Origin of the sequence: Rhizobium sp. BE258 (genome assembly GCF_031457345.1) — a bacterium.
GTDB lineage: Bacteria > Pseudomonadota > Alphaproteobacteria > Rhizobiales > Rhizobiaceae > Rhizobium.
Map to the genome: position 1 here is coordinate 35,351 of NZ_JAVDWL010000004.1, position 13,134 is coordinate 48,484.

Consider the following 13,134-nt stretch of genomic DNA (forward strand, 5'->3'; position numbering starts at 1 on the left):
TCAGGTGAATAATATGACAAACAGCATTGCCGCACCGGCCGCGGTCTTGGATACATACGTCTCGTTTCCACGCATCTTCGTCACTGGCGGTAGCGGCTATGTCGGCCGGAACCTGATCCGCCATTTTGTCGCCCGCGGAGCGATGGTCATCGCCTTGGCTCGGAGCGACGCTTCAGCTGATATCGTTCGGGCGCTGGGCGCGGTCCCGTTCAAGGGTGATCTTTTCAGTTCCGATCTTACCGCGGGAATATCCGGCTGCGATGCGCTGGTTCATGCGGCCGCTGACACCGACCATGGACCTGCGAGCGAAAAGCAGCGACATGTAAATGAGGATGGGACGCGTGCCATTCTCAACGCCGCTCGTGCCGTTAGTATCCGCAAGGTCATTCATATCAGTACGGAATCCGTACTCGCAGCGGGCAAGCCGCTTTTCAATGTGGACGAGTCCATGCCTCTGCCGATTAAGCCAGCAGGCAGCTATTCGCGCACCAAGGCAGCGGCCGAGCGCATCGCGCTGGCCTACGACAGTCCCGATTTTTGCGTCGTGGCGTTGCGCCCGAGATTTGTCTGGGGCCGTGACGACACAACGGCATTGCCAAGCCTTTTGGAAGCGGTACGTTCTGGAAAGTTCGCCTGGATCGGAGGTGGAAGCTACCTGACATCAACGACACATATCGCCAACCTCTGTCATGCCGTCGAGCTCGCCCTCAGCCGGGGCCGCGGCGGACAGGTGTATTTCATCTCAGACGGGGAGCCCGTGACGTTCCGCACCATCGTCTCCGCTCTGATTGGGACACAAGGGCTTGATGTCCCTGAGAAGACTGTACCGCGTTTTGCCGTCCGCACCATCACGACATTCGGCGAATTTCTTGGAAAAATATCGGGGGGGCGGGTCGTGCCGCCACTGACAATGCAGGTCTACGCAACGTCCGCTGTTGAAGTGTCGTTCAGCATCGACAAAGCTCGGCGAGAACTGGGCTATTCACCTGTGGTTTCAATGGATGAGGGCATGAACGAACTTCGCTCAGGCCATCGTTTATGATCTATCAAGGGCACTGCGCCAACCGGCCTGACCGTCTCATTTCATCCTGTTGCAAAAAGTATGATTTGACCAATCAAGTGCACGCTGCCGGATCGGAACCACACTCACCGGTTTCCTTGTCAAGCCCGAAGATGTGGGGGGGGCGATGGTTCGGCATGCCGACCAACCCTCATCCGTTTATCGGCGTCGGCGCTTCACGCTTCGGTGATGCGCCGGTCTTCCTCCGAGTCAATAGAAAGCTGTTTCCAGTCCAAGTCTTCCTGCAGTTCGAGAAACTGCGTCGGCCCGATCTCATCCCGTTGGTGTAGATCGGACAGACGCTCCCGTTGCGCAATGATGGCAGTCATAATCACCTCACGTCGGCGCATCACGGGTGAGCTTGCCGTGATGTCCGGAACTCCGGACCGGTATTCCTGGTAAATCTCCCGGACAGCCTGCGCCTCAGGGCCAGTTTCCCGGAGAAGACGTTGAACTGCCGCTTCCGCAAGCGAACGGCGCGCCGCGTCAAGCTCTTCGCGCGCCTCCCTTCGTCTGTCGAGCTTCATAAGGTGAATGATCGGTGCCAAGGTTGCACCCTGAATGACAAGAGTCGCGATAACTACGGCAAACGCCGTCAGCACCAGCAAATCACGCTCCGGAAAGTCGGCCGGCAGTGCAAAGGCGGTAGCGAGCGTTACCAGCCCTCGCATGCCGGACCAGCCTACCAAGAAGGTTTCGGCGGTGGAGTAATTAGCCGAGACCTTGCCGTGCCGATAAAGAAGATTCACGATGGCATGGAGCAAGAAGGCAAGAACAATTCGGCTCACGATCACCGCGAGTACGACGGCGAAGGCGAAATATGCCGCTCGCATCAGTCGGGCGGATGGCATTGCCTCTAGAATGCTTCGCGCCTGCAGGCCCATCAGGAGGAAGGCGACGACATTGAGGAGAAAGACGACGGTTGTCCAGACCGCAAACGAGTGTACCCTCATTCGTGGTGAGCTTTCCATCTTCTCCAGTGCAGCAATTGTCATGGCGCTCGCAACCGTTGCCAGAACCGCAGAGAGGTGCAAGTGCTCCGCGATGAGCCAGGTGGAAAAGGCGTAAACAAACTGCAGAAGTGTGCCGCCAACCGTATTCTCCGTCAGCGGTCGTAGTCTTGAGATCAGAAAGCCGAAGGCGATGCCGAAGGCTATGCCGCCGGGTGCTGCCAGGCCGAGCTGAATGGCGATTGTGCCGTTGAGCCCTCCCTGTGCCTGCACGGTTAAAGCTGCACCGAAAAGCAGCAAGGCAGTGGCGTCGTTAAACAGGCTCTCTCCCTTCAGGAGAGTATCGACCCGCCGACCAACGGGCAGACTGGACAAAACGGCGGTGGCGGCGGCGGCATCGGGCGGGGCAACGATAGCGCCCAAGGTGAATGCCGCGGCAAGCGGTAGACCAGTCAGGGCGACACCGACCGACGTTACTACGCAGGTCGTCACTAGGACGGCGAAGATGGCGTAGAAGATCAGTGGAAGGACCATTCGGCGGGCCGAACCGACCGGAAAATCATAGGCCGAGTCGATCAGGATTGGCGCAATGAAGAGAGCGAGCGCCGTCGGCGGATCTATTGGAATCGTCGGGGCGCCTGACAGCAGCGCAACCGCGACTCCCGCTGCAGCTAAAATTCCCGGATAAGGCAAGCTCAGTCGTCTTGTGATCTGCAGCAGGACAACGGCGATGGCCAGCAGGGCGATGATGGTCTCGAAGAAGGTCATCGTGAAAGTCTCACAGGCTAGGAGCGCTCATTGAAGAAAAAGGGTTCCGTCTTAAATCATATTCTGCACGCAGATGTGCGGGACGAGAAGATGACATCAGATTATGACGTCGCAATTATCGGCGCCGGTGCCGCAGGGATCGCTGCTGCTCGCGAACTTGTAAATGCGGGACTCACCGTGATTATTTTGGAAGCCAGTGATCGTGTCGGCGGTCGTGCTTGGACGGTTGACCTTCGCGAAATGCCGCTCGATATGGGCTGCGGCTGGCTGCATTCCGCACAGCGAAATCCGCTTGTGGCTGTTGGTCTCAAATGCGGATTGACGATTGAGCGCGGGGAGAGTGCGTGGCAAAGCCAGTGGCGTGACCTCAGATTTTCAAAAGACGAACAATCCTCCGCGAAGTCTGCGTGGGATGGCTTTCAACAGCGGTTGAGGCATCAGCCATCGATGACAGACCGGGCATCCGATGTCCTCAAGGACGGAGACAGGTGGAACTCCTATTGCCAGGCACTTAGCGGATATCTCAATGGTGCACAGCTCGAACGTCTCTCAGTTCGGGACTTTCTGGCGTACGACAATGCCGCAACCGAGGACAACTGGAGGGTGAGGGAAGGTTATGGGCGCCTCATTGCCAGCTGCATTCCGGAGACCGCGAGAATACGTCTTTCGACACCTGTCCGACGCGTCTCTTTGGTCTCAAACGGGGTGCATCTCGAGACAAATCGAGGTAGATTGTCTGCAGATGCAGCAATTCTGACTGTTTCCACAAATGCTCTGGCACGTGGTTGCATCGCGTTCGATCCCATTGTCGATGAGCATCTCTTCGCTGCAGGCCAACTTCCACTTGGACTTGCCGACAAGTTGTTTCTGGAATTATGCGGCGATCACGGGCTTGAACCCGAAACCCATTTGCTCGGCAATCCATACTGTGCATCGACTGGAAGCTATTACATCCGGCCTCTGGGAAGGCCGATCATTGAGGGCTTTTATGGAGGGATCGGCGCCGTTCGCATTGAAAAGGCCGGTGTGATGGATGCTTTCGCATTCGCGATAGATGAACTGGCATCCCTGATCGGAAATCGTATCCGGCCCCATCTAAGGCCGCTCATCGCCACAAACTGGTGTTCCATGGACTGGATTCATGGCTCCTATAGCCATGCGCTTCCGCGCCAGGCACATGCACGAGAACTGCTTGCACGGCCCATCGCCGGGCGGTTATTCTTTGCTGGCGAAGCGACTCACCTTGATGATTTTTCGACCGCGCATGGTGCATGGGAAAGCGGTGTGCGCGCCGCCGGCGAAGTGCTCTCCGTTAGGACCCCTAGGGAGGGCCATTGCGTGTGAAGACCGCATTTACGACATGATCGACGCGCAATAGATCCTGACATGGATCTCGATCAGGCTCCTCATATGGTTTGCATCCCTTGCAGCGGAAAGAAGCCCGCGCATTCCATATGTTAGGGTGAGGGCATAGTCTTGGCGTGAGACCGGCAAATTCCACGCTATTGGGCTTAAGATTTCCACGACCAAGGTCTGAAACCGTTGGTAAACTGCTTGCACCGCAGGAAAACGCAAATCGAAGAGATCAGAGGCATCGGTGAAGGCCTCCGCAAGTTCGATCCCGTGCGCCCCCCATGCGATACAAGCGTAACGCAGCCTTTCATCCGCCGTATCAATATCGGAAATCGCGGTTTTGATGCTTGCAAGAGACCGCTTGTCCATTTGTTCGATGACGCCGCTGAAAATGGCCTCTTTATCTTCAAACAAAAGATAGAGCGCGGGGCGAGACACGCCACCGGCTTTTGCGATGTCTCCCATGGTTGTTCGGGCAAAACCGTAACGCAAAAATACGGTTTCAGCCGCCTGGAGAACTTGTCCTGTTTTGCTCATTTTCACGTTCATGCCGCATGTTGACATTCTTACAAAATATGTCAATTATTGACATATTGACGAAAATTGTCATAAGGACAGGGCAATATGCATGAAGATCTACAGACGACTTTCGCCAAGGCACAAGCCTCGATTGGAGACGGACCAGTTGTAATGGTGAATCTCTTGTCCTTCAGAGACCCTCCCGTCTATCCGGCTGATTTTGAGGATCGAAAAGTCACCGGTCGCGCCGCTTACTATGAAGGCTATGCCGGCGCCTTCCGTGAGATCGCCGCCGATCTCGGTGTCACAGCAGAGCTGATCTATGCCGGGCGCCACCTCGCAACGCTTCTCCCGGCAGCGCGTAAGCTGTGGGACGACCTCGTCATTGTACGCTACCAGAGCTTCGCTGATCTGCGATCGATCGTCGCAACTCAAGATTATTGCACGCGGGCGGAGCCCCATCGAATTGCTGCGCTATCCGACTGGCAGTTTATTGCAACAAAGCCCTGACATGGTCAACTTAGCAGATTACGACACTTGCACGTTCGCCAAAAGGCGCTCCAAGAGTGCGATCTGTAGCCAAACTGCTATGTTGCGGTCCTTGAGTTCACTGCCCGGGATTGTTTTGAATAGCACTCTGAAGAAGATTGTCACGACGAGAGAAACTTCCGCTGAACGGAGGTTTCTGCGTGATCGATCTAAACAAGAGTATCCCCTCGTTCACAAGCTGATAGTCTGTCACAAACACTGCCGTCACGCACCCGTTAGCTTGCGGATAATTCCGCTTGTGCGCTTGGCGGTATAAGCAAAAAAGGGCAAGCCCCCATTTGCCGCAGCCCACCGCGCTGCCGGATCAGCAGGTGAAACGATTTCGGCGTGCCAGTGGTCGCTTAGCCGAAGGCCACGTCATCAAGCGCTGCCACATATACCTTGACCGCACGATTGGCTTTCTCCGGCACCGTCTAGGTGGTTCCTTCTATACGCTCTGGCGATTGGCATCTGCCTTAATGGGACTGCCATCAAAGGCAGAGCCCCCGCCGCCGATAAAACCTTCATCCATGCAACAGGACACCACACGACCGTCAAAACCAAGCCGACAGAAGCCGCGATAAGCCAGGTTCAGATGCACCTCGTCACATAGGCGGCGTTGGGAACGGATGCCAAAGCAATAACCGACGAGAAGCATGCGCATCATCAGGTCCGGATCGACCGACGGCCGCCCCGTGTGGCTATAGGGAATTCGCTGGTTCTCGACGGACCTCCGACAGATCGACAAAATGCTCTATGGAGCGAAGCGTGCGATCTGCGGGGATGGGGCCTTCATGTGAGAACCCATAAACCAACGCGGTTTGATAGCCTTGCTTCGGTCCCAGCATGTGCTTCGCTCCACATTCGCTATTTGAAGTGAACCAGCAATTTGACCAGTAAGCAAAACCAACGTTTTTTAACACAATCGACCGAAAGCGGAAGCAGGCACCCAATCTATTGGCCGACTTATGCGGCATAACCTGCACGTCGCGCTATCTAGGGTTTTTGCGACAGCGTGTCCGCGCTGCGCCTAAGCTGCTGGTAACGATAAAAGAAAATCTACAAGTATTGCGTTGAATCCCACAGGCTCCTCAAGCTGCGGCCAATGCCCAACGTTCTCCATCTCTACAAAGCCGCGAAGCCCCGGCAGGCTTGCTCGAAGGCCGACTTCGGTCGGCTTTGTCACGGAGTTCAGTCCATCCCTTTGGCCTGTCAGGAAAAACGAAGGTTGTTGGACAGCGTAGCCGGAATAGGCGCGCCTTACAATCTTCCAAAATGTGTCGATGCATCTGTAATAGTTCAGTGGACCGTGAAAACCGGTGCGCTGGAAGACGGGGATCACTTCATGAAAATAGGCAGGATCTATTGTCATCGGCCACTCGGAAACCCGGCGCAGGAGGTTTCTGACCGGATCAAAGGGGTCCCAGCGCTCACTCTCAGGCGGCTCTCCGGAGGTCCAATAGTAATTCGATGGGATAGTTTCCGCCGCATTCGCCCACTTCCGATCGGTCTCCGGCTTCATCTGATCGAACATGTAGAAATTGGTCTTGTCTGCGGAACGTAGCGTCTCAAGGAAGCTTGGGCCGCCTGGCTGCAAGAATGGAACGGTGACCCCAAAAACCGCGGAGATCCTGTCCGGTCGCATCATGGCAGCATTCCAGGCGGTGCTTGCACCGAAGTCATGGCCAACAAGCACAGCTTGTTGCACTCCGAAGCTGTCAAGAATTGCAATGACGTCCCCGACCGTGTGAAACGGTGTGTAGTCATTGGCATCGTCAGGCGCGTCGCTGTCACCGTAACCGCGCATGTCGAAAGCCGCAGCTCGATAGCCTGCGTGAGCAACAGCCCCCATTGCGTCTTTCCAGCTTCGCCAGGTCGCTGGAAACCCGTGACAGAACAGCACCAGCGGACCATTTCCCTGATCCACGACATGCAGCGACGTCCCGTTGGCGTTGATGATGCGATGCTTTAGAGCTTCCAACACTATCACACGCTCCTTGATTAAAACTCAATACGACTGTATTGTTGACAGGCTATGTTCATAGAGCGCATGTGTCAATACGAGTGTATTATGAAGAGAAAGACCAGTTCGCCGCAGCGGACGATCCTCATCGAAAGAGGCACGGCACTTTTCCATGCACAAGGCTACACGGCGACCGGCGTACGTGAGGTAGCCACCGCGGCCGGTCTGCCGCAGGGTTCATTCACCAATCATTTCCGCTCGAAAGAGGACTTCGGTTCCGAGGTTCTTGCTCACTATGTACTTCAATTAGAAGCGATCATGGAACGCACGTTGCAGGACAAGACGCGCAATCCCTTTGATCGGATAGTGACCTATGTAGATGAGATAGAGCAACTTGTACGTACGCCTGATTGGAAAGTGGGTTGTCTGATCCCGGACATGGCAAGCGAGGTCTCCGCGCATTCTGAAGTCCTTCGGCGAAGGCTGGCTGAGATCATGACGCGGCACACAGCATATTACGCAGAGGCGCTCGGAGAGGCTTTCGAAAAGGAGACGGCTGAGGATCTGGCAGGCGGGATACTTGCCGCCTGGCACGGGACCCTACTGCGAATGAAAGTCGAACGCTCGGGAGAACCCATAGCCCGCTTCCGAAGGTTCATTTCTCGAGTTTGGCCAGTAGCTGGAAAGAACCTTTGTACAAAATGACCACGGGAACGATTGCAAAGATGCCAAAGCAATGGCAGCTTTCTTTCTATTGCTTCTCCGAAGCCGGACGGGTTTGGCTATTGCCGGGGATGGCAGTTTAGACGCCATTGGACTTTGGTCGTGTCGCGAAAATCCCAACATTTGCTCGATTTAACTGACGCATGGTCGATCTTCCGATAGATGATAATCGGTTGGGTTGTGCTGTATCGGTTTTAACCGTTGCAAGCCACAAAAGTCAGTAGGTTTGGGGTTCATATTTACAGCACCTGGATCTGCTTGTCGGTGGTGCTCACTTAGTTCAATCCTGCTTTGAATATAAAGCCAGCTTCAGAGCTGGATCGTCATTTGCTTGGAACGATGAATATGCGTAGCGGTGATCTCCATCGGTGGAATGGCAGAGATACTTAATGCCCGACACTGGCGCACCGATGTCATGTGAGGACCACCAGTCTCCAAATTGCCCGCACCCTGCGTGGCATTTCTCAATCAGCTCTATAAATGATGGGTCACCTGCCCAGATGTCGTAGTCAGCCCGAAACATGGAGACTACGCGCTTGGCCTCACTGGCCCAAGTCCTGCCAAATAGCTTTTTAGACAGAGGATTGGTGATGACGAAAAGAAGAATGTTTTGCTGAGCAGCGGGTAGTGTATCGAAGCCGAATAGTCGGGAAGCAGCGTTATTCCAAGCGAGAAGGTCCCATCGTCTTCCCGTCAGGTAGGCCGGGTCGGCCAGCCTTTCGATTACCCGAACAAGTCCATCTGGCACACGCTCGATTATATGAGCGGGGCGATCCTCGCGGCCCACCAGACGGCGAAGGTGACGTTCTTCAACGTCGCTGAGTTCAAGCGCCTTTGATAGGGCCAGTACGGTAGCTTCTGAGGGCAAAACGACCCGGCCCTGTTCCAGCTTAACGTACCACTCGACACTGATATCGGCGCGTTGCGCCACTTCTTCGCGGCGTAATCCTACGACACGTCTCCGTCTATGGGCAGCTATGTCCGCTTCAGGGGCTAGCCGCTGCCTCCGAGACTTGAGGAACTCAGCAAGCTCGTGGTTGACCATCATGGTCCCTCCAGGGTGGTGCCAGGTGATACTAGTATCGTACCATCTCTGTTCAAGGACTTTTTATGGATCATGGTGCACGGGCAGACAAGGAGAAATTATATGAAAGCTGCAGTGCTGACAAAATTAGGAGCCCCGCTTGCTTGGCAAGACGTTACGCCGCCAGCCATTGGAACGGGTGAGGTTTTGGTCGATGTTCATTCTGCGCCGATTTTATCGTACGCAAATGAAGTGTTCAGCGGCGCCCGCCGCTACCTCATTCCAACCCCGGTCATTCCAGGCTGCGGGGCGATTGGTAAGGTTCGCGAAGTTGGCCCTGATGCGACGAAACTGAAGGTTGGTGATTGGGTGTTCTGCGATCCGACAGTTCGCTCTAGAGATGACGCCCTCATGCCGGATATCACTCTTCAAGGATGGAGTGCGAGAGGCGAAGGTGGACAGATGCTGCAGCGTTATTTCCGCGATGGCACTTTCGGCGAACAGGTTCGGGTCCCCACTGAAAATGCGGTAGCTATCGGCCAGATCGATCCTGCAAACGCATCGCAATGGTGCGCGCTCAACACCTTGCTTATTGCCTATGGTGGACTTCTTAAGATGAACCTGCAAGCAGGAGAGTGTCTTCTGGTCAGCGGTGCTACCGGCAACTTTGGCAGCGCGACAATCATCACCGCGCTCGCAATGGGTGCCCGCTCGGTGATTGCGGCCGGGCGGAACCAAGCAGTTCTTGATGATTTAAAAGGTAGATTCGGGAATCGCTTAGTGCCTGTAAAACTGACTGGGGACTCCGAGCGCGACACAGATACGATAAAGAAATCTGTGGCATGGCCCATTGACGCAGTTCTGGATTTCCTACCGCCTTCTGTCGAAGCTGCTGTTGCCCGTGCGGCGATCATGGCCGTCCGGCCCTATGGCCGCGCGGTCCTTATGGGCGGGGTTGGCATGCTCGGAGGTGACGACCTCGCGCTTCCATATCCATGGATCATGCGCAATAACATCTCTATTCATGGACAATGGATGTACGATTCAGCTGCTGTGACTGGAATGGTGCGGTTGGTCCATTCAGGACTTTTGGACCTTGAGCAGTTCGCTGTCACTGAGTTTTCTCCGCAGGACGTAAATGAGGCGGTCGCACATGCAGCGTCGAATGCCGGTCCTTTCAAGCTCACGGCCCTAAAGATCAAGTGACGATCCTCGTGTGACGCGTCCGGCACCATGGTTCGTCATACGATTTGGACTATCCGCTCTTCACCGCCGTGAGCCTGCGTGTCAGCAAGCCACCGATAGGGCTAGCCCCAGACAGCGATATCGATGATCTCCGCGAATTCCGTCGGACAAACTGCCAAAAAAGCAATGGCGCAGTCCAGCGCCATTGCTCGGTGTCTTTTTTGCTGTAGCGCCTGAATTCTCAGGCGGCCCTGATGGTATCGGCAATCATCACTTCGAGACTTTGCGCATGAATTCCAAGCTCATTTTCGGCGTCCGACGAGTCGATAAGCTGAGGTCTGTCGAAAAGATATGCCATCTCCACAAATTCCTGCATCCCGTGTTCGGCCAGTTGTGTTGTCGCGTACGCGTCTATTTCGGGCACGGGTTTACCGAGCATCGAGGCTGCCTTTTGTATTACCTCCCTGGGAGTGGCATGTTGCGCTGGAGCGTGAAACGCCCTGTTCCACTCTCCACGGTAATCCGAGGCGGCGGCGAGGGTCCGCGCAACATCCTTTGTATACGCCCAGGCGTGGGTAGCGTCGATATCCCCCAGAAACCTGACAGGCTTTCCGGCCAGCAAGTTAGGAAGCACAAGGAGGGTAAAGGTCGCGATGACGTCATGTCCAAGGTAATCCCCGGATCGCACTTCGATCGCCGGCACTTCGGAGCGAAGAGCACGTTGCCACATGATGGTGCGAACCGTACCCTTACGCGTTGTTGGATCAAGTGGAGTGTCCCAACGCACGGGACCAGTTACGTTCTCCCCGTAGCAATAGCAATTGCCAGCAATCACCAGTTTAGCGCCAACTGTCTCCGCCGCTTTCGTCACCCCGTCCACGATTGGAAAGTAATCCGTAGACCAGCGATGGTAGGGCGCCATCGCGCACATAAAGATTGTATCAGCTCCTTTGCTGACACTTGCAAGAGCAATCGCATCGGTGGCGTCAACCTGCATGGCCTTGACATTTGCGATGGTAGACGGCTGGACGCTTCGGCTTGTAAGCACGACATCATGCCCGGCCACTGCAAGAAGCCGCGCTGTTTCCGTTCCGACCGGACCGGCACCCACAACTATGTATTTCGTCATCGACATGTTCCTTGTTTCGATGTCGCGACGATAATTGGTCGACAGGATGCGATCTTGCAGGATGTGCCAGAAATTTATCAGAAAATGCCAAAGTTCAGATAGGACGAACCCCCTATCAAGCCAACGAAGCGTTTTGCCTTTCAATACCTTCTACAACGCATTGACGACACAAAGATCGATAGCCATTTGACTTCAACTCTTGTTATCTTTGGAGGGCGGAATGAAGAGTACTTTCGATCAGCCGTCGACTTTGCTGAGAACGTTGGGCGGCGTAACCTTATTAGCACTCGAGGCTCCAGCAGGTCCCTTCATTGTGGAGAGTACCGACCGCCTCTCCATCATTTTGCATCGAAGCGCGTCGACCCGTACTTATTGCAAAGAGATCGGCAGACACTTCGTCAGGCGGGTGAATGACATTGATGTCGTGCCTGCTGGTGAGGTAGGCGGATACGAAGCGGAGTCTGATTTCAACGCTTTGATGGTCAGCATTCCATCGTGGATGATTGAGGAAGCGCGTGGAGACATCGTAGAGAAGCAAACCCTCAAAGCCCGCCACCTTCTTCGTGACCATCGCATTGTTCAATTAGTAAGCATTCTTGAGATGGACCGTCGCTCGGGATTTCCCAGCGAACGGTTGTTTATCGACGGAATCGCTATGGCGATGACAAGTCGCTTGCTGTCGCTGGATCGTCCGCCCAACTATAAAGCAGGCCGGCTTTCGGATAGACAATTAAAGCGGGTCCTAGATTACATTGAAGAGCACATGGACGCCCAGCTCTCTCTCGACACCCTCAGCAAGGTGGCGGCAGTCAGTAGCTCACACCTTCGGACATGGTTCAAGGCAGCGACTGGTTCGAGTGTGCATCGCTTTGTGCTCCGGCGGCGAACTGAAAGGGCCCGCGAGATGCTTCTGGAAACTGCCCTGAGCATAAGCGAGGTTGCCGAAATGACGGGATTTGCAAACCAGTCTCACCTCACCCAATGGATGAGACGGGAAACGGGCAGCACGCCTCGCGTCATCAGGAAATCACGCTGAATGTCACGAGACGTCGTGCACATGCTCGGCGCTCAAAAGACGGTGGGCGAAGTAGCGCGATGGCGTGGTCCCAAGCACCTTCTTAAACATAACGATGAAGGCGGTCGTGGATTCGTACCCTAAGTCGCCTGCTACCCGCTGGACTGTCGCACCACCAGCAAGTTCCCGCAGTGCGACAACCAGCTGTAGCTGACGCCGCCATCGGCCGAAGCTCAATCCGGTCTCCTGAACGACAAGCCTCTTCAATGATCGCTCACTTACCGCGACATGCTCAGCCCATTGACCAAGGGTGCGGCGGTCGCTCGGGTTTGCCAGAAGAGACGCAGTGATTAAGGCGATCTTCGGATGATCAGAGACAGGTAGCTCCAGCCTTTCGCGCGGCATCAGTGCCAGCTCATCAAGCATGACCCGCACGAGCCGATCAATGTGACCGCCGCGCGCATCGCTCCCTGATACGTCCGCTAGCCGATGTATCATCTCCCTAAGCATCGGCGAAATCGAAAGCGTGCAGCATTCAGCCGGAAGTATGGCTGCGCCGGGCTCGACGAACAGGTATGTCAGACGAGCATTGGACGTGACCTGATTAACGTGGGGGACATCACCGGGTATCCAGACGCCGCAGTTTGGCGGCACGATCCAGACCCCACTTTCCACTCTGCAGGTTACCGCGCCATGGAGCGCCAGGATCAGTTGACCTTGCCGGTGCTGGTGCTTGACCCCTTCTGCTTCATAGTTGGCGAAGTCCACCCTAACTGCCGTCGCCGGTCCATGCGACAGTCTCAGATCGATAGCCGTACCGCAGGGTGGTTTATTAGAAGGTTGGCCTGATTTAGAGATCATATGGCATTATCTCCACTTTTGCTCGTTCCGCAATCCCTTAGGATCCTGTCAGCAAC

At 55.2% G+C, this 13,134-nt stretch carries 12 protein-coding genes and 1 pseudogene; 6 read left to right on the plus strand and 7 right to left on the minus strand.

Annotated features, from left to right (window positions below; translation table 11 throughout):
* The first annotated feature begins 13 nt into the window (after positions 1-13).
* Complete coding sequence (locus tag J2X43_RS14575; protein ID WP_310294986.1) at positions 14-1,042, plus strand: NAD-dependent epimerase/dehydratase family protein; 1,029 nt, start codon at positions 14-16, stop codon at positions 1,040-1,042.
* 194 nt (positions 1,043-1,236) lie between these two features.
* Here J2X43_RS14575 and J2X43_RS14580 read toward each other — a convergent pair whose 3' ends face one another.
* Positions 1,237-2,778, minus strand: a complete 1,542-nt coding sequence (locus J2X43_RS14580; protein ID WP_310294988.1) for a cation:proton antiporter — start codon at positions 2,776-2,778, stop codon at positions 1,237-1,239.
* Positions 2,779-2,868: 90 nt separating this feature from the next.
* Here J2X43_RS14580 and J2X43_RS14585 point away from each other — a divergent pair, with 90 nt between their 5' ends.
* Positions 2,869-4,122: an NAD(P)/FAD-dependent oxidoreductase gene (locus tag J2X43_RS14585; RefSeq protein ID WP_310295986.1), complete on the plus strand. Its 1,254-nt coding sequence runs from the start codon at positions 2,869-2,871 to the stop codon at positions 4,120-4,122.
* Between the two features lie 9 nt (positions 4,123-4,131).
* Here the strand turns inward: J2X43_RS14585 and J2X43_RS14590 are convergent, their stop codons facing one another.
* Positions 4,132-4,668 carry a TetR/AcrR family transcriptional regulator gene (locus tag J2X43_RS14590; RefSeq protein WP_310294989.1) on the minus strand — a complete coding sequence of 179 codons (537 nt, stop codon included), beginning with the start codon at positions 4,666-4,668 and terminating at the stop codon, positions 4,132-4,134.
* Between the two features lie 87 nt (positions 4,669-4,755).
* Between J2X43_RS14590 and J2X43_RS14595 the strand changes: the two genes are divergently transcribed.
* Entirely contained in the window at positions 4,756-5,160 is a 405-nt protein-coding gene (locus J2X43_RS14595; RefSeq protein ID WP_310294991.1) for a hypothetical protein, read from the plus strand.
* Positions 5,161-5,635: 475 nt separating this feature from the next.
* Here the strand turns inward: J2X43_RS14595 and J2X43_RS31055 are convergent.
* Both J2X43_RS31055 and J2X43_RS14605 read right to left on the minus strand, forming a co-directional pair.
* Positions 5,636-6,026 (minus strand): annotated as a pseudogene (locus tag J2X43_RS31055) (transposase); the annotation flags it as partial.
* Between the two features lie 182 nt (positions 6,027-6,208).
* Positions 6,209-7,162 carry an alpha/beta hydrolase gene (locus J2X43_RS14605; RefSeq protein ID WP_310294995.1) on the minus strand — a complete coding sequence of 318 codons (954 nt, stop codon included), beginning with the start codon at positions 7,160-7,162 and terminating at the stop codon, positions 6,209-6,211.
* Positions 7,163-7,249: 87 nt separating this feature from the next.
* On the opposite strand from J2X43_RS14605, the gene J2X43_RS14610 reads away from it, so the two are divergent.
* Positions 7,250-7,846, plus strand: a complete 597-nt coding sequence (locus J2X43_RS14610) for a TetR/AcrR family transcriptional regulator (protein ID WP_310294997.1) — start codon at positions 7,250-7,252, stop codon at positions 7,844-7,846.
* A 298-nt stretch (positions 7,847-8,144) separates the two neighbouring features.
* Here J2X43_RS14610 and J2X43_RS14615 read toward each other — a convergent pair whose 3' ends face one another.
* On the minus strand, positions 8,145-8,912 hold the full coding sequence (locus J2X43_RS14615; RefSeq protein WP_310294998.1) for a helix-turn-helix transcriptional regulator: 768 nt from the start codon (positions 8,910-8,912) through the stop codon (positions 8,145-8,147).
* Between the two features lie 99 nt (positions 8,913-9,011).
* On the opposite strand from J2X43_RS14615, the gene J2X43_RS14620 reads away from it, so the two are divergent.
* Positions 9,012-10,094 carry an alcohol dehydrogenase catalytic domain-containing protein gene (locus J2X43_RS14620; RefSeq protein ID WP_310295000.1) on the plus strand — a complete coding sequence of 361 codons (1,083 nt, stop codon included), beginning with the start codon at positions 9,012-9,014 and terminating at the stop codon, positions 10,092-10,094.
* A 220-nt stretch (positions 10,095-10,314) separates the two neighbouring features.
* On the opposite strand, the gene J2X43_RS14625 is transcribed toward J2X43_RS14620, so the two are convergent.
* Positions 10,315-11,346, minus strand: coding sequence for an NAD-dependent epimerase/dehydratase family protein (locus J2X43_RS14625; RefSeq protein ID WP_310295002.1), 1,032 nt, complete (start codon positions 11,344-11,346; stop codon positions 10,315-10,317).
* Between the two features lie 76 nt (positions 11,347-11,422).
* Between J2X43_RS14625 and J2X43_RS14630 the strand changes: the two genes are divergently transcribed.
* Entirely contained in the window at positions 11,423-12,238 is an 816-nt protein-coding gene (locus tag J2X43_RS14630) for an AraC family transcriptional regulator (protein WP_310295004.1), read from the plus strand.
* A 3-nt stretch (positions 12,239-12,241) separates the two neighbouring features.
* Here the strand turns inward: J2X43_RS14630 and J2X43_RS14635 are convergent, their stop codons facing one another.
* Positions 12,242-13,078 (minus strand): helix-turn-helix transcriptional regulator, encoded by an 837-nt coding sequence (locus J2X43_RS14635; protein ID WP_310295006.1) that lies wholly within the window; start codon positions 13,076-13,078, stop codon positions 12,242-12,244.
* Positions 13,079-13,134: the final 56 nt, after the last annotated feature.